The following is a 21,151-nucleotide window of genomic DNA, read 5'->3' on the forward strand; positions in this document are numbered from 1 at the left end:
GCGGAAGGATGACCTTTCGCGCGACACCGGGATTGCAAGGAAATGAAAACTTCACCGTCACAGCCCCGCGCTATCTATTACGTAGTGGCGCTACAGATATGGGAATACTTCAGTTTTTACGGCATGCGCGCGCTGCTGATCCTGTATCTCACCAACCAGCTCAAGTACGACGACAACCACGCCTACGCGCTGTTCAGCGCTTACTGTTCACTGGTGTACGTCACGCCTATTCTGGGCGGCTGGCTTGCCGATAAGGTGCTCGGCAACCGGATGGCGGTGATGATAGGCGCGCTATTGATGGTGGTGGGTCATCTGGTGCTGGGCGCCAGTGAAATATCTCCCGTCTGGCTATATCTGTCGCTGTCGATAATCGTCTGCGGTTATGGCCTGTTTAAATCCAACGTCAGCTGTCTGCTGGGCGAACTGTACGATCCGGCCGATCCGCGCCGTGACGGTGGTTTCTCCCTGCTTTACGCCGCCGGGAATATTGGCTCCATCGTCGCCCCGATTGCCTGTGGTTTTGTGCAGGAAGAGTACAGCTGGGCAATGGGCTTTGCGCTGGCCGCTATCGGGATGCTCGCCGGGCTGGTGATCTTCCTCTGTGGCCATCGCCATTTTCAGCATACGACTGGGGTGAATAAAGCTGCCCTGCATGCCAGAACCTTCGTACTGCCAAACTGGAGCTGGCTGCTGGGACTGCTGGTGGTCTCTCCGTTACTTATCGCGGTCCTGTTCTGGAAAGAGTGGTCGGTGTATGCGCTGATCGTCGCAACGCTTATCGGGCTGGCGGTACTGGGGAAAATTTATCTGCGGGCAGAAACGCGCAAACAGCGTAAAGAGCTGGGGCTTATCGTGGTACTGACCTTCTTCAGCCTGCTGTTCTGGGCTTTCGCTCAGCAGGGCGGTAGTTCCATCAGCCTGTATATCGACCGCTTCGTCAACCGTCAGATCCTTGGCTATGAAGTACCAACCGCCATGTTCCAGTCGGTGAACGGTTTTGCGGTGATGCTGTGCGGCTTTGTCCTCGCGTGGCTCATCAAAGAGAGCGTGACCGGCAACCGCACCCTGCGCATCTGGGGGAAATATGCCCTCGGACTCGGCCTGATGAGCGCTGGTTTTTGTATTTTGACGCTGAGCGCCCGCTGGTCGGCCATTTACGGCCACTCCTCCATGCCGCTGATGATCCTCGGCATGGCCGTCATGGGCTTCGCTGAATTGTTTATCGATCCGGTGGCGATGGCGCAGATAACCCGTATTGAGATCCCCGGCGTCACCGGCGTGTTAACCGGGATTTATATGTTGCTTTCTGGCGCTATTGCGAACTATCTGGCCGGCGTTATCGCCGATCAAACCTCTCAGAGCGCTTTTGATGCCTCCGGGGCGATCAACTACTCGATTGATGCCTATATCAACGTATTCAGCCAGATAACCTGGGGCGCCCTCGCCTGTGTGGTAATGGTGCTGGCTATCTGGCTGTATCAGGCACTGAAAGTGAAGTTCCGCCCGCTGGCGCTGCAGTCTTAAGCCTCTCCTTTCCTGGCGGCCTCATAGGCCGCCAGCGTCTTCAACCGCGCCTCTTTATGGCTGACAATCGGACGCGGATAATCGAGCTTAACCCCCACTTTATCCGCCCACCCCCACGGCTCATGAATATCGCTATCCGGCACCTCTGCAAGCGCAGGCAGCCAATGGCGAATAAACTCGCCTTTCTTATCAAAACGCTCCCCCTGAGTCGTGGGGTTAAAAATGCGAAAATAGGGCGCAGCGTCTGTCCCGGTTGATGCCGCCCACTGCCAGCCGCCGTTGTTCGCAGCGAGATCGCCGTCGATAAGCTGCGACATGAAATAGCGCTCTCCTTCCCGCCAGTCAATGAGCAGGTCTTTAACGAGGAAACTGGCGACAATCATGCGCAGGCGGTTATGCATCCAGCCGGTATGATTGAGCTGCTGCATGGCGGCATCCACAACAGGAAACCCGGTTTCCCCCTGCTGCCAGGCACGGAGCATTACCGGGTTACTCTGCCACTGTACGTTGTCGGTCCAGGTAATAAACGGACGATGACGGCAGAGTTTCGGATGGTAAGTCATCAGGTGACGATAGAATTCACGCCAGATAAGTTCGCTCAGCCACACGGCCCCGTTTTCACCTTCCAGCGCCTGCGGGTGCTCCTTCAGCAACCGGTGCAGGCACTGGCGTGGCGATAACGCCCCGATGGCCAGGCAAGCCGACAGCCTGCTGGTTCCCTCAATGGCCGGGAAGTCACGGTCAGTATCGTAATTTACCACTCGCTGCTGGCAGAACTGACGCAATTGGTTCAGTGCGTTTTTTTCATCTGCGGCGAATAACGTGTGATCAAAATCCTGCTGTGGGTAGTTGAGTTCGACCGCAGTCAGCGCCTCACGAAGCGCACCGCCAGGGCGAACGTCGGGTGCACGTACGCACTCCGGCAGCCCTTCCCGCAGCCGCCGCAGGTACGCATTTTTAAATGGGGTAAACACTTTATACATTTCGTGGTTACCGGTCATGATACTACCGGGAGCCAGCATGACGCTGTCGTCAAACCCCTGGCACATTACGTTGCTCAGCGTTTTTTCAACGGCGGCATCACGCTGGCGCTCGTTGATTTCATACTGATAGTTGTAGAAAAGCGCATCCACCCGATGCGTTTCGCACGCCTCACGCAGTACTGTGATGCTCGCGGCAAAATCATCAACCGTTTTCACCAGCAGCGGGATCCCCCGCTCGCCAAGCGCCTGTTGCAGGCTATTGAGATGGCCCTGGATAAACGCGGCTTGCCGTGGCGCCATCTGATGCTGGTGCCATTGCCCGGGGGTAGCAATATAGAGTGCCAGCACGGTGGCGTTGGGATGGCGGCAGGCCGCGGCGAGCGCCAGATTATCGTGGATGCGTAGATCGTTACGAAACCAGACCAGATGCGTGGTCATACTGCTCCTTTCAGGGCGATAGTAAAACGTCACCGAAGCCCTCGGTCAGGACCCACGGTTTTGCCCTAAGTGTAACCATTGTGAGGGAGCAGGCACAAAAAAACCGCCCATTATCAGGCGGTTTTTTATGCTGTGTGCAGGCTTTGCGCCTGAAATTTTAGTAGAAGTCGCAGACGGCTTTTTCAGCCTGCTCCATCCACACCGGTTTTTCGCTGGTTTTAGACCAGACGCGGTGCAGGTAGCTGTAAAAACGTGCGCGATCTTTCCAGAACAGCATCACCGGCAGTGCGACAACCCCCGCTACGACGGCGAAAGCGCGACGCAGAAAAACGATGTGTGCCGGATAGTCTTTATACAGATCCATAATTCTCTCCCCATTTAGTAGCCGGTAATCATCACCAGCAATAATCATCTGGCTAAAATAATACCCGTTTGCTTGTAATTTTACTACTCATCCGACCACTTTTTTTAGAACATTTACGATTAGTTTATGAATATCGCGTAACTGAGTTACAGAAAAGTTAAATTAATACTAACCAACAGTTAAATTGTGCCTTTTGCCATTTTTATACTTTTTTTACACCCGCCATCGCGATTTTTGCGAAATCTTTGCACCGAAATTTCTATCCTCATTTCAATAACTCATACATCCGGAGGTGGATTGTGACTGCAGGTGTAATTGCTGGCGTGGTGCTGGTGTTCCTGATACTGGCGTATCTCATTTATGCCCTGATTAATGCGGAGGCATTCTGATGGCCGCACAAGGATTTTTACTGATCGCCGGTTTCTTGCTGGTGCTGTTTGTCCTGGCGCGCCCGCTTGGCACTGTACTGGCGAGAATGATTGGCGATTCACCGCTCCCGGGCGTGGCAGGTATTGAGCGCGGATTATGGCGAGTACTGGGGATCCGCACGGATGAAATGGGCTGGTGCCAGTACCTGATGGCTCTGTTGCTGCTGAACCTGTTCGGCCTGGTCATACTGTTCGCTATGCTGATGCTGCAGGGTATTCTGCCGCTGAATCCGCAAAACTATCCGGGGCTCTCCTGGGACCTGGCGCTGAACACGGCGGTCAGCTTTGTCGCCAACACCAACTGGCAGTCTTACGGTGGCGAAACCACCATGAGCTACCTGAGCCAGATGGCCGGTCTGACCGTGCAGAACTTCCTGTCGGCGGCAACCGGGATTGCGGTTGTTTTCGCGCTGATACGCGCTTTCTCCCGCCATAGTGTGAAAACCCTCGGCAACGCCTGGGTGGATTTAACCCGTATCACCCTGTGGGTGCTGCTGCCAATCTCTCTGGTGATCGCCCTGTTCTTCATTCAGCAAGGCGTGCTGCAGAACTTCCATCCGTACCAGGCTTTTACCTCGCTTGAAGGCGCAAAACAGCTCCTGCCTATGGGGCCAGTGGCGTCTCAGGAAGCGATCAAAATGCTGGGTACCAACGGCGGTGGTTTCTTTAACGCCAACTCCTCACACCCGTTTGAAAACCCTACAGCGCTGACTAACTTCGTCCAGATGCTGTCAATTTTCCTGATCCCGGCCGCGCTGTGCTTTGCCTTTGGCGAGGCGGTAGGCGACCGCCGTCAGGGGCGTACGCTGCTGTGGACGATGACGCTTATCTTCATCGTGGCTGCGGCTGTGGTGATGTGGGCGGAAACTCAGGGTAACCCGCACCTGATGGCGCTCGGTGCCGACAGCAATATCAACATGGAAGGCAAAGAGAGTCGCTTTGGTATTCTCGCCAGCAGTCTGTTTGCGGTGGTGACCACAGCGGCATCCTGCGGTGCGGTCAACGCCATGCATGACTCCTTCACTGCCCTCGGCGGCATGGTACCAATGTGGCTGATGCAGATAGGTGAAGTCGTCTTCGGCGGCGTCGGCGCGGGCCTGTACGGCATGCTGCTGTTCGTTCTGCTGGCGGTGTTTATCGCCGGGCTGATGATTGGCCGTACCCCGGAATACCTCGGCAAGAAAATCGATGTCCGCGAGATGAAAATGACCGCGCTGGCCATTCTGGTGACACCAACGCTGGTACTGCTTGGCACTGCGCTGGCGATGATGACCGACGCAGGTCGTAGTGCGATGCTCAATCCGGGCACCCACGGCTTCAGCGAAGTGCTGTATGCGGTATCTTCTGCGGCCAACAATAACGGTAGCGCCTTCGCCGGACTTAGCGCCAATACGCCGTTCTGGAACTGCCTGCTGGCCTTCTGCATGTTCTTTGGCCGCTTCGCGGTGATTGTTCCGGTAATGGCAATTGCGGGTTCTCTGGTGACGAAGAAATCGCAGCCCGCCAGTATCGGGACGCTGCCGACCCACGGCCCGCTGTTTATCGGCCTGCTTATCGGCACCATTCTGCTGGTTGGCGCACTGACCTTTATCCCCGCACTGGCACTGGGCCCGGTGGCGGAACATCTGTCATTACTTTAAGCGATGTGGAGCCTTATTCTATGAGTCGCAAACAACTGGCCCTGTTTGAACCTTCCCTGGTCCGTCAGGCCATACTCGATGCCGTTAAGAAGCTGAGTCCCGCCACCCAATGGCGCAACCCGGTCATGTTCCTCGTCTGGCTCGGCAGCGTTCTGACTACCGTGCTGGCGATTGCCATGGCCACCGGTCACATCAGCGGCAGCGCGGGTTTCACCGCTGCGGTCAGCGTGTGGCTGTGGTTCACCGTGCTGTTCGCCAACTTCGCGGAAGCGATGGCGGAAGGTCGTAGTAAAGCGCAGGCCAACAGCCTGAAAGGGGTGAAGAAAACCTCTTTCGCCCGCAAACTTCGCGCACCACATCATGACGCCCAGATGGATCACATCCCGGCGGAGGATCTGCGTAAAGGCGATATCGTGCTGGTCGAAGCAGGCGATATCATCCCCTGCGACGGTGAAGTCATTGAGGGCGGCGCCTCGGTTGATGAGAGCGCCATTACCGGGGAATCGGCTCCGGTTATCCGTGAATCCGGCGGCGACTTCGCCTCGGTCACCGGCGGGACGCGTATCCTTTCCGACTGGCTGGTCATCCAGTGCAGCGTAAACCCGGGCGAAACCTTCCTTGACCGGATGATCGCCATGGTGGAAGGCGCGCAGCGTCGCAAAACGCCAAACGAAATCGCCCTGACCATTCTGCTGATCGCACTGACCATCGTGTTCCTGCTGGCAACCGCCACCATCTGGCCGTTCTCCAGCTGGGGCGGTGCCGCGGTCAGCGTCACCGTGCTGGTCGCGCTGCTGGTATGCCTGATCCCCACCACCATCGGCGGCCTGCTGTCGGCCATCGGTGTTGCCGGGATGAGCCGCATGCTCGGCGCCAACGTGATTGCCACCAGCGGCCGTGCCGTTGAGGCCGCAGGCGATGTCGACGTACTGCTGCTGGATAAAACCGGCACCATCACGCTGGGTAACCGTCAGGCCTCCGACTTCCTGCCAGCCAAAGGTGTGGATGAGAAAACCCTGGCCGACGCTGCACAACTCTCTTCGCTGGCGGATGAGACCCCGGAAGGCCGCAGCATTGTGATCCTCGCCAAACAACGTTTCAATCTGCGCGAGCGGGACGTGCAGTCGCTGCACGCCACTTTCGTACCGTTTACCGCCCAGACGCGCATGAGCGGCATCAATATCGATAACCGCCAGATCCGTAAAGGTTCCGTCGATGCCATTCGTCGTCATGTGGAAGCCAACAACGGTCACTTCCCGGCGGATGTCGACAATCTGGTGGAGAGCGTCGCCCGTCAGGGTGCCACTCCGCTGGTGGTGGTCGAAGGTGCACAGGTGCTGGGCGTTATCGCACTGAAGGATATCGTGAAAGGCGGGATCAAAGAGCGTTTCGCCCAGATGCGCAAAATGGGCATCAAAACGGTGATGATCACCGGTGATAACCGTCTTACCGCCGCCGCGATTGCCGCCGAAGCCGGCGTGGATGACTTCCTCGCTGAAGCAACGCCGGAAGCGAAGCTGGCGCTGATCCGTCAGTATCAGGCTGAGGGTCGTCTGGTCGCGATGACCGGCGACGGCACCAACGATGCCCCTGCCCTGGCGCAGGCTGACGTGGCGGTGGCGATGAACTCCGGCACTCAGGCGGCAAAAGAAGCAGGCAACATGGTTGACCTTGATTCTAACCCGACCAAGCTCATCGAAGTCGTACACATCGGTAAGCAAATGCTGATGACCCGTGGATCGCTAACCACCTTCAGTATCGCCAACGACGTGGCTAAGTATTTCGCCATCATTCCGGCGGCGTTCGCGGCGACCTATCCACAGCTTGGCGCGCTGAACGTCATGCATCTGCACTCTCCGGCATCGGCGATTTTAAGCGCGGTGATTTTTAACGCCCTGATTATTGTGTTCCTGATCCCGCTGGCGTTGAAAGGGGTGAGCTACAAGCCGCTGAGCGCGTCGGCAATGCTGCGCCGTAACCTGTGGATCTATGGCCTGGGTGGCCTGCTGGTGCCGTTTATTGGCATCAAGATTATCGACCTGGTGTTAACCGTTCTGGGTCTGGTGTGAGGAAGAAATGATGACTCTTATTCGTCCGGCTTTTGTATTAATGATTTTCCTGACGCTGGTGACCGGTGGTCTGTATCCTCTGCTCACCACGGCGCTTGGCCAGTGGTGGTTTCAGGATCAGGCCAACGGTTCGCTGATTCAGCAGCAGGATGAAGTGCGCGGCTCTCGCCTGATTGGCCAGCTTTTCACTTCTCCGGGTTACTTCCAGGGCCGCCCTTCTGCCACCTCAGACGTGGCCGATAACCCGATGGCCTCCGGCGGGAGCAACCTTGCGGTCAGCAACCCGGCGCAGGATAAAGCCATCGGCGACCGTGTGAAGGCGCTGCGCGCTGCTAACCCGGACGCCCCGGCCCAGATCCCGGTTGAGCTGGTCACCGCCTCGGCAAGCGGCCTTGATAATAACCTGACGCCACAGGCCGTGCTCTGGCAGGTTCCTCGTGTGGCAAAGGCCCGAAACCTGTCGGTGGAAGCGGTCACGCAGCTGGTGAATCGTCAAACCGAAAAACCGCTGGTCAGCTTTATCGGCCAACCTGTGGTAAATATAAATGAGTTGAATATGGCACTGGATGCCCTGAAGGATAAGTAATATGACCGACGAGCCGCTGCGCCCGGACCCGGACCGACTGCTGGAACAGACCGCCTCGCTGCATCGCGGGAAGCTGAAGGTATTCTTCGGCGCCTGCGCGGGCGTGGGGAAAACCTACGCCATGCTGGCGGAAGCGCAGCGGCTACGGGCGCAGGGGCTTGATATCCTGATTGGGGTGGTGGAGACCCATGGTCGCAAAGAGACGGCGGCCATGCTGACAGGGCTTGCCACACAGCCGTTGAAGCGCATCTCTCACCGGGGACGCTACGTTCTCGAATTCGATCTCGATGCCGCGCTTGCGCGGCGTCCGGCGTTAATTCTGATGGACGAACTGGCGCACAGCAATGCTCAGGGATCACGCCATCCGAAGCGCTGGCAGGACGTAGAAGAGCTGCTGGAAGCAGGCATCGACGTCTTTACTACCGTCAACGTGCAGCATCTCGAAAGCCTTAACGACGTGGTGAGCGGCGTGACCGGCATTCAGGTACGTGAAACCGTCCCCGACCCTTTCTTTGATGCCGCCGACGAAGTGGTGCTGGTGGACTTACCGCCGGACGATCTCCGCCAACGCCTGAACGAAGGTAAAGTCTATATCGGTGGCCAGGCCGAGCGAGCTATCGAGAACTTCTTCCGTAAAGGCAACCTGATTGCCCTGCGTGAGCTGGCGCTGCGCCGTACCGCCGACCGGGTTGATGACCAGATGCGCGCCTGGCGCGACCGCCAGGGACAGGAAAAAGTCTGGCACACCCGCGATGCCATTTTGCTGTGCATCGGCCATAACACCGGCAGCGAAAAGCTGGTGCGTACCGCTGCCCGACTGGCCGCCAAGCTCGGCAGCGTCTGGCACGCCGTGTATGTAGAAACCCCTGCCCTGCACCGCCTGCCGGAACATCAACGGCGCGCCATTCTCAGCGCTCTGCGACTCGCGCAGGAGCTTGGAGCCGAAACGTCGACGCTCTCCGATCCTTCTGAAGAACTCGCGGTACTGCGCTACGCCCGTGAGCATAACCTTGGCAAAATCGTCATCGGCCGCTACAACAAACGCCAGTGGTTCCACTCCCGCACCTTTGCCGACCGTTTATCCGCGCACGCCCCCGACCTGGATGTAATGATCGTCGCGCTGGATGAAAAGCCGGTGCCGGCGCCGCGTACTAACGATACCCGCCCGTGGATGGAAAAATGGCGCGTTCAGCTCCGCGGCTGCGCCGTTGCCGTGGCGCTCTGTGCCGCTATTACCATGGTAGCGATGCAGTGGATGTACGCCTTTGATGCCGCCAACCTGGTGATGATCTACCTGCTGGGCGTGGTGGTCATCGCGCTGTTTTATGGTCGCTGGCCGTCGGTGCTGGCGACCGTGATTAACGTGATTAGCTTTGATCTGTTCTTTATTGCCCCTCGCGGTACGCTGGCGGTATCCGACGTGCAGTATGTGTTGACCTTCGGCGTTATGCTGACCGTCGGTCTGGTCATCGGTAACCTGACGGCCGGGGTGCGTTACCAGGCGAGGATCGCCCGCTACCGGGAGCAGCGCACCCGCCATCTGTACGAAATGTCGAAAGCGCTCGCCGTCGGGCGTAGCGCCAAAGATATCGCCACCACCAGCGAGCAATTTATTCATTCAACCTTTGATGCCCGCAGCCAGGTGCTGCTGCCAAACGACGCCGGTAAGCTGATGCCGCTCACCCAGCAGCAAGGAATGACACCGTGGGACGACGCTATCGCCCGCTGGAGCTTTGATAAAGGCCAGCCTGCGGGTGCGGGCACCGATACCCTTCCCGGCGTGCCGTACCAGATCCTCCCGCTCAGAAGCGCCGACCGTACGCACGGGCTGGTAGTGGTAGAACCGAGCAATCTGCGGCAGCTGATGATCCCCGAGCAGCAGCGACTGCTGGAAACCTTCACCCTGCTGGTAGCAAGCGCGCTGGAGCGTCTGTCGCTGACCGAAAGCGAAGAGCAATCGCGGCTTGCCAGCGAACGTGAGAGCATTCGTAACTCGCTGCTGGCGGCGCTATCGCATGACCTGCGTACCCCGCTCACCGTGCTGTTCGGCCAGGCAGAAATCCTGACGCTCGATCTGGCAAGCGAAGGCTCGAAACATGCGCCACAGGCTAACGAAATTCGCCAGCACGTACTGAATACCACCCGCCTGGTGAACAATCTGCTCGATATGGCGCGGATCCAGTCCGGCGGTTTCAACCTGCGTAAAGAGTGGCTGACGCTGGAAGAAGTGGTAGGCAGCGCACTCAAAACGCTTGAACCTACCCTCGGCGGACGGCACATCGCCCTCTCCCTTCCGGACCCGCTGATGCTGGTGCACGTCGACGGCCCGCTGTTTGAACGGGTGCTGATCAATCTGCTGGAGAACGCCGCCAAATATGCCGGATATCGCGCACAGATTGGCATTAAGGCGGAAACCGTGGGCGAACACCTGCAGCTGGACGTCTGGGACAATGGCCCCGGGATCCCGCCCGGACAAGAGCAGGCTATCTTCGATAAATTTGCCCGTGGGACGAAAGAATCTGCTATCCCGGGCGTTGGGCTCGGACTCGCAATTTGCGAAGCAATTGTTGATGTTCACGGTGGCACCATTTCAGCGTGGAACCGTCCCGAAGGCGGCGCCTGTTTTCGTGTTACACTTCCACTGGAAACCCCTCCGCAGTTGGAAGACTTTCATGAGGACCTGTGATTAACGTACTCATTGTTGAAGATGAACAAGCCATCCGTCGTTTTCTGCGCACCGCGCTGGAAGCCGAAAGCATGCGCGTATTTGAAGCCGATACGCTACAGCGTGGCCTGATTGAAGCGGCTACGCGCAAGCCCGATCTGGTTATCCTCGATCTGGGCCTGCCTGACGGTGACGGCATTGATTTTATTCGCGACCTGCGACAGTGGAGCCAGATCCCGGTGATTGTGCTTTCTGCCCGGATAGAGGAGACGGATAAAATCGCCGCGCTGGACGCCGGTGCCGACGACTATCTCAGCAAACCTTTCGGCATTGGCGAGCTGCAGGCACGTCTGCGCGTTGCGCTGCGCCGTCATGCGGGTAAACCGCAGGACGAGCCGGTTATCCAGTTTTCCAGTATCGAGGTGGACCTTGCCTCACACCGCATTACCCGTGGTGAAGAGGAAATTCACCTGACGCCCATTGAGTTTCGCCTGCTGGCCGTATTACTTAATAACCCTGGGAAAGTCCTCACGCAGCGCCACCTGTTAAACCAGGTATGGGGACCGAATGCGATTGAACATAGCCATTATTTGCGTATTTATATGGGTCACCTGCGGCAAAAACTGGAAATTGATCCAGCGCGCCCCCAGCATTTACTCACTGAAACCGGTATCGGTTATCGCTTTATGTTTTGAATAGCTATTCATTAATAATTCAAAACCGCCCCACCTTATTTATTTAATAATAAACGCTGCGCCAGTAATTATTATTCTGCGCAGCATCGATCTATTTTCACCATCAAACTAAACAATGTATTCACAACTGCATTACAATAAAGCAAATTGCTCACCGATATGCATAAGAATCGACTAATTATTTCTGAAATGATCGATATTTATTGATCACCTTCACAGAACGTAGCGCTTTCCTGGATAAAATAGCCATACCTTCAGTTAATCATGTGAAAGGTACATATCATGGAAAACAACAACCGAATGATGCCCCATATAAGGCGGACAACTCATATTATGATGTTTGCCCACCGCAACAGCTTCGATTTTCATTTCTTTAATGCCCGGTAGTCGTTCGACTACGGGCGCTTCAGCATACAGGTCTTCCTGAATCCTCGTTAATGCAGGCTATTGCCTGTAGCTAATCGCGCTCACCCTGATGAATCCTGCTTTTACCAGTGACCGGACTGGTGGGATTTATTGCATCCGAAAAAGCACTCTACTGATGTTTTAACTGTCAGCGGTGAAGTATTGCTTTTTTTCCGGAGTAATCAGTTTCTCATTCGAGAAATTGAGGACCTGCTATTACCTGAAAATAAAGAGATAAAAAATGACTGATTTAAAAATTGCCGTTAGCCATACCTGTCCGGACTGTTTTTCTACACAGCGTAGTATTGTAAACACCTCTGAAACTAATTTTATTGATGTTGCCACAGCAGTATTGACGATCGAAGATGTCGAATGCGGTAAACTCGATGAAATCCAGGCAACCGGATATAATATTCCGGTGTTCATTGCTATTAATAAAGAAGAAGTCGTTCCTTCAGAATATCTTTCAGCTATTCAGGGGGTATTTGAGCACGACGAAACCCGCAATGACTTCTACGGCCGTCAGCTGGAAGCCGCCGCGCATAAATACGAAACGCAGCTGCGCCCACCGTTCTTCCGTGCGTTGGTCGATTACGTGAAACAGGGTAACAGCGCCTTCGACTGCCCGGGGCACCAGGGTGGTGAATTCTTCCGCCGTCATCCGGCCGGGAATCAGTTTGTTGAGTACTTTGGCGAAACCCTGTTCCGCTCAGACCTGTGCAACGCCGACGTCGCGATGGGCGATCTGCTTATCCACGAAGGTGCGCCATGTGTCGCTCAGCAGCATGCTGCTAAAGTCTTCAACGCTGACAAAACCTACTTCGTACTGAACGGTACGTCTTCATCCAACAAAGTGGTGCTGAACGCCCTGCTCACCCCGGGTGACCTGGTGCTGTTTGACCGCAACAACCACAAGTCTAACCACCACGGTGCACTGCTGCAGGCGGGTGCAACGCCGGTGTATCTGGAAACCGCACGTAACCCGTACGGCTTCATCGGTGGGATTGACGCACACTGCTTCGAAGAGAGCTATCTGCGCGAACTGATTGCCGAAGTTGCACCGCAGCGTAAACAGGAAGCACGTCCTTTCCGCCTGGCGGTTATTCAGCTCGGCACCTACGACGGCACCATCTATAACGCCCGTCAGGTCGTCGATAAGATTGGTCATCTGTGCGACTACATCCTGTTTGACTCCGCCTGGGTAGGCTACGAGCAGTTCATTCCGATGATGGCTGACTGTTCCCCGCTGCTGCTGGATCTGAATGAAAACGATCCGGGTATCCTCGTCACTCAGTCCGTGCATAAACAGCAGGCAGGTTTCTCTCAGACCTCACAGATCCACAAAAAAGACAGCCATATCAAAGGGCAACAGCGTTACGTCCCGCATAAGCGTCTTAACAACGCCTTTATGATGCACGCCTCCACCAGCCCGTTCTACCCGCTGTTTGCCGCGCTCGACGTCAACGCCAAAATGCATGAAGGCGAAAGCGGACGCAACATGTGGATGGACTGCGTGGTGAACGGCATCAACGCGCGTAAGCTGATTCTGGAAAGCTGCAACCATATCCGTCCGTTCGTACCAGCAATGGTTGATGGTAAACCGTGGCAGTCTTATGAAACTGCGCAAATCGCCGTGGACCTGCGTTTCTTCGAATTTGTGCCTGGTGAACACTGGCACGCGTTTGAAGGCTACGCAGCACACCAATACTTCGTTGACCCATGCAAACTGCTGCTCACCACGCCGGGCATTAATGCCGCCACCGGCGAGTACGAGAAGTTTGGTGTTCCGGCCACGATTCTCGCCAACTTCCTGCGTGAAAACGGCGTCGTCCCGGAAAAATGCGACCTCAACTCAATCCTGTTCCTGCTGACCCCGGCGGAAGACATGGCCAAACTGCAACAGCTGGTGGCCCTGCTGGCGCGCTTTGACAAACTGCTCGACGCCGATGCGCCGCTGCAGGAAGTGCTGCCGTCTATCTACAGCCAGCACAAAGAGCGTTATGCCGGTTATACCCTGCGCCAGCTGTGCCAGGAAATGCATGACCTGTACGCCCGCCATAACGTTAAACAGCTGCAAAAAGAGATGTTCCGTAAGGATCACTTCCCACGCGTCAGCATGAACCCACAGGACGCTAACTACGCCTATCTGCGCGGCGAAGTCGACCTGGTTCCGCTGCCGAAGGCTGAAGGTCGTATTGCCGCTGAAGGTGCGCTTCCTTACCCGCCAGGAGTGCTGTGTGTCGTTCCGGGCGAAATCTGGGGTGGTGCCGTTCTGCAGTATTTCACCGCGCTTGAGGAAGGTATCAACCTGCTGCCGGGCTTTGCGCCAGAGCTGCAGGGGGTTTACATCCAGGAGCACGACGGTCGCAAACAGGTCTGGTGTTATGTGATAGCACCGCGCGATAAACAAGGCGCGCTGCTGGCAGGGGAAAAATTATGAGTAAATCGAGCAACAAGATGGGCGTTGTTCAGCTCACCATCCTGACCATGGTTAACATGATGGGCTCCGGCATCATCATGTTACCCACCAAGCTTGCGGAGGTGGGGACCATCTCCATCATCTCCTGGCTGGTGACGGCGGTGGGTTCAATGGCGCTGGCGTGGGCCTTCGCGAAATGCGGGATGTTCAGCCGCAAATCAGGTGGCATGGGCGGTTATGCGGAGTACGCGTTTGGTAAGTCGGGCAACTTTATGGCCAACTATACCTACGGCGTGTCGCTGCTGATTGCCAACGTCGCTATCGCGATCTCCGCTGTGGGCTACGGCACCGAATTATTCGGTGCCACACTGTCGCCAGTACAAATTGGTCTGGCGACCATTGGCGTCCTGTGGTTGTGCACCATCGCCAACTTTGGCGGTGCGCGTATCACCGGTCAGATCAGTAGCGTCACCGTCTGGGGGGTCATTATCCCGGTAGTGGGTCTGTGCATCATTGGCTGGTTCTGGTTCAGCCCAACGATGTATGCCAACTCCTGGAACCCGCATCACGTGCCGTTCTTCAGCGCTGTTGGCTCCTCTATCGCCATGACGCTGTGGGCCTTCCTGGGTCTGGAGTCTGCCTGTGCGAACACCGATGTGGTGGATAACCCGGAACGTAACGTACCAATCGCCGTGTTGGGCGGTACCCTGGGCGCAGCGGTTATCTACATCGTTTCTACCAACGTAATTGCCGGTATCGTGCCAAACATGGATCTCGCCAACTCCACGGCGCCGTTTGGCCTGGCGTTTGCCCAGATGTTCACACCGGAAGTCGGTAAAGTGATCATGGGTCTGATGGTCATGTCCTGCTGCGGTTCGCTGCTCGGCTGGCAGTTCACCATTGCTCAGGTGTTCAAATCATCGTCTGACGAAGGCTATTTCCCGAAAATCTTCTCCCGCGTTTCTGCTTCATCCGGCGCGCCGATTCAGGGGATGCTGACCATCGTTATTCTGCAGTCCGCGCTGTCGCTGATGACCATCAGCCCATCGTTGAACAACCAGTTTAACGTGCTGGTCAACCTGGCGGTGGTGACCAATATTATTCCGTACATCCTGTCGATGGCGGCGTTGGTCATCATTCAGAAGGTGGCGAAAGTGGATCCGGGCAAAGCACGTTCGGCCAACGTTATCGCCTTTATCGGTGCCATCTACAGTTTCTATGCCCTTTACTCTTCCGGTGAGGAAGCGATGCTCTACGGCGCTATCGTGACCTTCATGGGCTGGACGCTGTATGGCCTGGTATCACCGCGTTTTGAATTAAAAGATAAACACAGTTGAGCCCCTTTCCCGGCGGTCTATCACTTCTCCTGCCGCCGGGACTTTTCTTTAAGGCCTGAACCATGAGCCATTCAGAACAGGAAGTGCACGACAAGAAGGCCATTGCGGCCATTATTGCCCGACATCAGGTTTGCCGTATCGCCCTCAACGATTCACCCAGTCCCTACGTCGTACCGGTAAATTACGGCTACGAATACCTGGAAGATCGCTGGGTGCTTTATTTTCACGGGGCGCGCACGGGCAAGAAAATGCGCCTGCTGCGGAAAAATGCGGCACTGAGCGTTGAAATTGACGGCGATCACCAGCTACTCCGGGCGGAGCAGGCCTGTGATTACAGCTACGCCTACAGCAGTATTATCGCCAGCGGGAAAGCGGTGATCCTTCCTACACGTGAAGAGATGCAGCACGGGCTGGACGTGATTATGCGCCAGGCTGTACCCGGAAAATCATTTACCTATGATGAGAAGATGATGAAAGCGGTCTGCGTGGTACGGGTCGAGTGCGATATGCTCACCTGCCGACAGCGGCCGGGGCGATTTTCAGCGTAAAACAAAACAGGCTCCTTTCGGAGCCTGTTTTTTTATGCGTTCTTCAGCACTTCGCTGACAATTTCCACCGCTTCTTTTTCGATTTTCTTCCGGTGTTCTTCACCGAGGAAACTCTCACAGTAGATTTTGTAGGCATCTTCCGTACCTGACGGGCGTGCCGCAAACCAGCCGTTGTCGGTCATCACCTTCAGACCGCCGATAGAAGCGCCGTTACCCGGAGCCGCCGTCAGACGTGCGGTGATAGGGTCACCCGCCAACGTGCTGGCGCTAACCATCTCCGGAGAAAGCTTCGACAGTGCGGCTTTTTGGGCCGAGGTCGCAGCAGCCTGCAGGCGGTTGTAGCTCGGCGCACCAAAACGCTGCGCCAGTTCGTCATAATGTTGCTGCGGGTTTTTGCCCGTTACGGCAGTGATTTCAGCCGCCAGCAGACACATGATGATGCCGTCTTTATCGGTTGACCATGGCGTGCCGTCGAAACGCAGGAACGAGGCCCCGGCGCTCTCTTCGCCACCAAAACCAAAGCTGCCGTCAAACAGCCCGTCGACAAACCATTTAAAGCCAACCGGCACTTCCACCAGCTTACGGCCCAGCGCGTTGACCACACGGTCAATCATCGCCGAAGAAACCAGCGTTTTACCTACGGCAACGTCTTTGCCCCACTGCGGACGATGCTGGAACAGGTAATTGATAGCCACCGCCAGATAATGGTTCGGGTTCATCAGTCCAGCCGGAGTAACAATGCCGTGACGGTCGTAATCCGGATCGTTAGCAAACGCCAGATCGAATTTGTCACGCAGCGCCAGCAGTCCCGCCATCGCACACTCAGAGGAGCAGTCCATGCGGATTGCGCCGTCTTTGTCGAGGTGCATAAAGCGGAATGTCTGATCAACCTGATCGTTAACGATAGTCAGGTTCAGCTTGTAGTGCTCTGCAATACGTTTCCAGTATTCAATACCGGAACCGCCCAGCGGATCGACACCCAGGGTCAAACCTGCTTTCTGGATAGCCGCCATGTCGACAATGTCGGCCAACCCTTCAACGAACGGTTGTACCAGATCCTGTGCTTTCACATGACCGCTTTTCCACGCCGCATCCAGCTTGATGCGTTTCACGCCTTTCAGGCCATCAGCCAGCAGCGCGTTGGCACGATCTTCCACCACTTTGGTGACGTTGGTATCAGCCGGGCCACCGTTAGGCGGATTGTACTTGATGCCACCGTCTTCCGGCGGGTTGTGCGACGGAGTAATGACGATACCATCCGCCAGTGCCCCGCCTTTTTTGTTATGGACCAGGATTGAGTGAGAAATAGCCGGCGTCGGAGTGAAACCGTTATTTTCCTGCACAATGACGTCTACGCCGTTAGCAGCCAACACTTCCAGTACGGAAATGAACGCCGGTTCAGACAGCGCGTGGGTGTCTTTCCCCACGAAGCATGGGCCGGTGATACCGTTTTTTGCGCGGTTTTCGGCAATAGCCTGGGCGATAGCCAGAATATGCTGTTCGTTAAAGCTATGGCGGCCTGCGCTACCACGGTGGCCAGAAGTACCAAACTTCACCGCATGTTCCGCATTGCCCACGTCCGGCTGCAGCACGTAGTACTGCGAGGTAAGCTGGGCGACGTTAATCAAATCACTCTGTTGTGCAGGCTGGCCTGCACGGCTATGAATTGCCATTGCCTGGTCCTTCTTAATGCAAGAGTTAGATGGTACCGCAAACCTTTTCAATCAGTTCCGCCGGGAACTGCATGGTCTGCATGATGTGCTCAACCATGCTGCATTTACGCCCGGTATTGGTGTTAGTAATAACCCAGTATGGCGTATTTGGCACCTGACGTGGTTTGGTCTGATTGCCGTTTTTCAGCAGCGTCTGCTCGTCTGCCGCGAAGTAAACGCGGGTGCGGCCGTGCAGGGATTCAGTGGCTTCAGCAAAAGATTTGGCATCCAGCGACCACAGGGTGGACAACACCAGCATAAAGCGGTTAACCGCTTTCTTCTGCTCGGCGTACTCATCGGAAAGCAGCAGTTCGCGCATGGCGCGGACCTTATCTTTCGCCGTCGCCAGTTTTACCTCAGCAGCAGGCGCTGGTGCCACTGCGGCTTTAACAACCGGTGCTGCAGGCTGTGCTACGGCGGAAAATTTCAGCATGCGCCGTAAAATGTCGGACGCACTCTCGCCAATGTGCTGGGTGTGGCTGGCAATGTAGCGATAGAGATCGTCATCAACTTCAATTGTTTTCATCTTCATCCAGTGCGATATCTTTTCTGAATATAAGTTGCCGGGATTATAGGGTTAAAACCCAGCAGCGGATAGCGTCAAACCAGGATGGCGGCAAAATCAAGAACAATCCCCAATCTTGCAGCCGGGCGGCAGAATGGTCACCATGATACCCTAACCCGACAGAGCGAAAAAAAGAACTTTACTATGATTTTGAATACCCGAGCGCAAACTGCACAAAACCTGCACAATAATTCTCCCATTCTGCTGGTCCATGGTTTATTCGGCAGCCTGGATAACCTTGGCATTCTCGCGCGTGACCTTATCAGCACGCACGATGTCCTTCAGGTGGACATGCGTAACCACGGACTCTCCCCTCGTTCAGCGGAGATGAACTACCCGGCGATGGCGCAGGACCTGCTGGATACCCTCGATCACCATCAGGTAGAAAAAGCGATTGTGATTGGCCATTCAATGGGTGGCAAAGCGGTAATGGCTCTCACCGCACTCGCCCCGGAGCGGGTAGAAAAGCTGGTGGCTATCGATATTGCCCCAGTGGATTATCACGTTCGTCGCCACGACGAAATTTTTGCCGCGATTAACGCCGTCACCGAGGCGGGTGCCAGCAGCCGTCAACAAGCTGCCGCCGTGATGCGCGAGCATTTAAATGAAGAAGGCGTCATTCAATTTCTGCTGAAGTCATTCGTCGATGGCGAATGGCGCTTCAACGTTCCTGTACTGTGGGATCAGTATCCGCATATTGTTGGCTGGGAAACGGTGCCTGCCTGGGATAAGCCTGCCCTGTTTATTCCTGGCGGCAATTCTCCGTATGTCACTGAAGCATATCGAAGTGAACTACTGGCGCAGTTCCCACAGGCGCGTGCTCACGTTATCGCCGGTGCCGGTCATTGGGTACATGCAGAAAAGCCCGATGCCGTGCTGCGAGCTATTCGCCGCTACCTCGATGAGGCCTGACTGACTAAAAACTCAGCGACCGCGCGCCAGAATGCCCGCGGTCGTTGGCGTGGGGGTTTCGCTGATGTATGATGGCGCGCTATCCATCCGGGCAATGGCCTGGTTGTTTGTTTCCCCGAAGTCACTCTGAATCATGGCAAAAGAACAAACGGACCGTACGACATTAGATTTGTTCGCAAACGAGCGTCGCCCGGGAAGACCGAAAACCAATCCGCTTTCGCGTGATGAACAATTACGCATCAACAAGCGCAATCAGCTCAAACGCGATAAAGTTCGCGGCCTGAAGCGTGTTGAGCTAAAACTCAACGCCGACGCCGTTGACGCGTTAAATGAACTGGCAGAAGTGCGCAATATGAGCCGCAGTGAATTGATTGAAGAGATTCTGCTGAGCCAGCTTGCCGCGCTGCGTCAGGAGATTGTCTGAAGTCTCACAAAAAACACACTTTCATGTAGCAGAGAGTGCAGTCCAGCGTTATTGCTGTTTCCGTGCACTTCCCCTCTCTGCTATGATTGCCTTATCTGTGGGCAATATGCCACCACCATATCATTAAGTTTCAAGAGGTTATTTTACTCATGGCAATCGTAGGCATCTTTTTCGGCAGCGACACTGGTAACACCGAAAATATCGCAAAGATGATTCAAAAACAGCTCGGCAAAGACGTCGCTGAAGTGCATGACATTGCCAAGAGCAGCAAAGAAGATCTGCAAGGTTTCGATATCCTGCTGCTCGGCATTCCAACCTGGTACTACGGTGAAGCACAGTGTGACTGGGATGATTTCTTCCCGACGCTGGAAGAAGTCGACTTCAACGGTAAGCTGGTGGCGCTGTTTGGCTGTGGCGACCAGGAAGATTACGCAGAATACTTCTGTGATGCGCTGGGAACTATCCGCGACATCATTGAACCGCGCGGCGCGGCGATCGTGGGTCACTGGCCAACGGCGGGCTACCACTTTGAAGCATCCAAAGGTCTGGCTGATGACGATCACTTCGTGGGTCTGGCTATCGATGAAGACCGTCAGCCTGAGCTGACCGCTGAGCGTGTTGAGAAGTGGGTAAACCAGGTTGCCGCTGAGCTGAATCTCGAAGCTATCAAGAACGCGTGATTTGAAAGCGGTGCAACAGATAAGTTGCGCCGCATTAATAGATAAAAGCAATCAAATTAATCGCTACATTTTTTTAACTTTTCAGCGCTTATCTGTACAATATCCTCTGATTTGACGAGGTACATTGGCAGCTTTGCCGATAGTCATTCGTTTTTGAAAGTATACGATGTCAGGTACTTGCAGTTAGTGTTTAACCATGACAATTCTATACCCGAATATTTAGCTACAGGACAGATTCCGCATGACTGACAATAATACCGCATTAAAGAAGGCTGGCCTGAAAGTCACGCTTCCACGGTTAAAGATTCTGGAGGTCCTGCAGGGCCCGGACAACCACCATGTCAGTGCGGAAGACTTATATAAACGTCTGATTGACATGGGCGAAGAGATTGGACTGGCAACAGTCTATCGCGTTCTGAATCAGTTTGACGACGCCGGCATTGTTACCCGCCATAATTTCGAAGGCGGTAAATCCGTATTCGAGCTGACCCAGCAGCACCATCACGATCACCTGATCTGCCTGGACTGCGGGAAAGTCATTGAATTCAGTGATGATTCGATTGAAGCGCGTCAACGTGAAATCGCCGCTAAACACGGTATTCGCCTCACCAATCACAGCCTGTACCTGTACGGTCACTGTGCGGAAGGTGATTGCCGCGAAGATGATCATGCCCACGACGGGAAATAATCTTCAGCACTCCTGAAGCCAGCGACGCCGCTGGCTTTTTTATTTCAGCGACTGAAAAGCAAAAGACCC

At 55.4% G+C, this 21,151-nt stretch carries 19 protein-coding genes; 15 read left to right on the top strand and 4 right to left on the bottom strand.

Annotated features, from left to right (window positions below):
* Positions 1-42 precede the first annotated feature (42 nt).
* The gene (dtpD, locus tag C7387_RS10490; RefSeq protein ID WP_006819061.1) at positions 43-1,524 is read left to right on the top strand and encodes a dipeptide permease DtpD; all 1,482 of its coding nucleotides are present in this window, start codon (positions 43-45) and stop codon (positions 1,522-1,524) included.
* Here the strand turns inward: dtpD and phrB are convergent.
* Both phrB and C7387_RS10500 read right to left on the bottom strand, forming a co-directional pair.
* Positions 1,521-2,945 (bottom strand): deoxyribodipyrimidine photo-lyase, encoded by a 1,425-nt coding sequence (phrB, locus tag C7387_RS10495; protein WP_120816631.1) that lies wholly within the window; start codon positions 2,943-2,945, stop codon positions 1,521-1,523. The genes dtpD and phrB overlap by 4 nt on opposite strands.
* 157 nt (positions 2,946-3,102) lie before the next feature.
* Positions 3,103-3,309, bottom strand: coding sequence for a DUF2517 family protein (locus tag C7387_RS10500; RefSeq protein ID WP_038254803.1), 207 nt, complete (start codon positions 3,307-3,309; stop codon positions 3,103-3,105).
* A gap of 299 nt (positions 3,310-3,608) precedes the next feature.
* Here C7387_RS10500 and kdpF point away from each other — a divergent pair, with 299 nt between their 5' ends.
* The 10 genes from kdpF to C7387_RS10550 all read left to right on the top strand — a co-directional run bounded on the left by kdpF (position 3,609) and on the right by C7387_RS10550 (position 16,101).
* Complete coding sequence (gene kdpF / locus C7387_RS10505; protein WP_081874643.1) at positions 3,609-3,698, top strand: K(+)-transporting ATPase subunit F; 90 nt, start codon at positions 3,609-3,611, stop codon at positions 3,696-3,698.
* Positions 3,698-5,377, top strand: coding sequence for a potassium-transporting ATPase subunit KdpA (kdpA, locus tag C7387_RS10510; RefSeq protein ID WP_006819057.1), 1,680 nt, complete (start codon positions 3,698-3,700; stop codon positions 5,375-5,377). The genes kdpF and kdpA overlap by 1 nt, the downstream gene beginning before the upstream one ends.
* 20 nt (positions 5,378-5,397) lie before the next feature.
* On the top strand, positions 5,398-7,446 hold the full coding sequence (kdpB, locus tag C7387_RS10515) for a potassium-transporting ATPase subunit KdpB (RefSeq protein WP_038254801.1): 2,049 nt from the start codon (positions 5,398-5,400) through the stop codon (positions 7,444-7,446).
* Positions 7,447-7,456: 10 nt separating this feature from the next.
* A complete protein-coding gene (gene kdpC / locus C7387_RS10520) occupies positions 7,457-8,032 on the top strand; it encodes a potassium-transporting ATPase subunit KdpC (protein ID WP_120816632.1) in 576 nt (191 codons plus the stop codon).
* A gap of 1 nt (position 8,033) precedes the next feature.
* The gene (gene kdpD / locus C7387_RS10525; protein ID WP_006819054.1) at positions 8,034-10,718 is read left to right on the top strand and encodes a two-component system sensor histidine kinase KdpD; all 2,685 of its coding nucleotides are present in this window, start codon (positions 8,034-8,036) and stop codon (positions 10,716-10,718) included.
* Positions 10,715-11,392: a two-component system response regulator KdpE gene (gene kdpE / locus C7387_RS10530; RefSeq protein ID WP_006819053.1), complete on the top strand. Its 678-nt coding sequence runs from the start codon at positions 10,715-10,717 to the stop codon at positions 11,390-11,392. Before kdpD ends, kdpE begins: the two co-directional genes overlap by 4 nt.
* 282 nt (positions 11,393-11,674) lie before the next feature.
* A complete protein-coding gene (gene speFL, locus C7387_RS10535) occupies positions 11,675-11,779 on the top strand; it encodes a leader peptide SpeFL (RefSeq protein ID WP_006819052.1) in 105 nt (34 codons plus the stop codon).
* Between the two features lie 259 nt (positions 11,780-12,038).
* Positions 12,039-14,237 carry an ornithine decarboxylase SpeF gene (gene speF / locus C7387_RS10540; protein WP_120816633.1) on the top strand — a complete coding sequence of 733 codons (2,199 nt, stop codon included), beginning with the start codon at positions 12,039-12,041 and terminating at the stop codon, positions 14,235-14,237.
* Positions 14,234-15,553, top strand: a complete 1,320-nt coding sequence (gene potE / locus C7387_RS10545) for a putrescine-ornithine antiporter (RefSeq protein ID WP_006819049.1) — start codon at positions 14,234-14,236, stop codon at positions 15,551-15,553. The genes speF and potE overlap by 4 nt, the downstream gene beginning before the upstream one ends.
* 62 nt (positions 15,554-15,615) lie before the next feature.
* Positions 15,616-16,101, top strand: coding sequence for a pyridoxamine 5'-phosphate oxidase family protein (locus C7387_RS10550; protein WP_120816634.1), 486 nt, complete (start codon positions 15,616-15,618; stop codon positions 16,099-16,101).
* Between the two features lie 32 nt (positions 16,102-16,133).
* Here C7387_RS10550 and pgm read toward each other — a convergent pair whose 3' ends face one another.
* Both pgm and seqA read right to left on the bottom strand, forming a co-directional pair.
* Complete coding sequence (pgm, locus tag C7387_RS10555; RefSeq protein ID WP_120816635.1) at positions 16,134-17,774, bottom strand: phosphoglucomutase (alpha-D-glucose-1,6-bisphosphate-dependent); 1,641 nt, start codon at positions 17,772-17,774, stop codon at positions 16,134-16,136.
* A gap of 25 nt (positions 17,775-17,799) precedes the next feature.
* Positions 17,800-18,339: a replication initiation negative regulator SeqA gene (seqA, locus tag C7387_RS10560; protein WP_120816636.1), complete on the bottom strand. Its 540-nt coding sequence runs from the start codon at positions 18,337-18,339 to the stop codon at positions 17,800-17,802.
* A 183-nt stretch (positions 18,340-18,522) separates the two neighbouring features.
* Between seqA and ybfF the strand changes: the two genes are divergently transcribed.
* From ybfF to fur, 4 genes are all read left to right on the top strand, one after another.
* Positions 18,523-19,290 carry an esterase gene (ybfF, locus tag C7387_RS10565; RefSeq protein ID WP_038254789.1) on the top strand — a complete coding sequence of 256 codons (768 nt, stop codon included), beginning with the start codon at positions 18,523-18,525 and terminating at the stop codon, positions 19,288-19,290.
* A 133-nt stretch (positions 19,291-19,423) separates the two neighbouring features.
* The gene (ybfE, locus tag C7387_RS10570) at positions 19,424-19,714 is read left to right on the top strand and encodes a LexA regulated protein (protein WP_006819043.1); all 291 of its coding nucleotides are present in this window, start codon (positions 19,424-19,426) and stop codon (positions 19,712-19,714) included.
* Between the two features lie 149 nt (positions 19,715-19,863).
* A complete protein-coding gene (gene fldA, locus C7387_RS10575; protein ID WP_006819042.1) occupies positions 19,864-20,394 on the top strand; it encodes a flavodoxin FldA in 531 nt (176 codons plus the stop codon).
* Between the two features lie 241 nt (positions 20,395-20,635).
* Positions 20,636-21,082, top strand: coding sequence for a ferric iron uptake transcriptional regulator (fur, locus tag C7387_RS10580; protein ID WP_006819041.1), 447 nt, complete (start codon positions 20,636-20,638; stop codon positions 21,080-21,082).
* The last annotated feature ends 69 nt before the right edge of the window (positions 21,083-21,151 follow it).

It is taken from the genome of Yokenella regensburgei (assembly GCF_003634235.1).
Lineage (GTDB): Bacteria > Pseudomonadota > Gammaproteobacteria > Enterobacterales > Enterobacteriaceae > Yokenella > Yokenella regensburgei.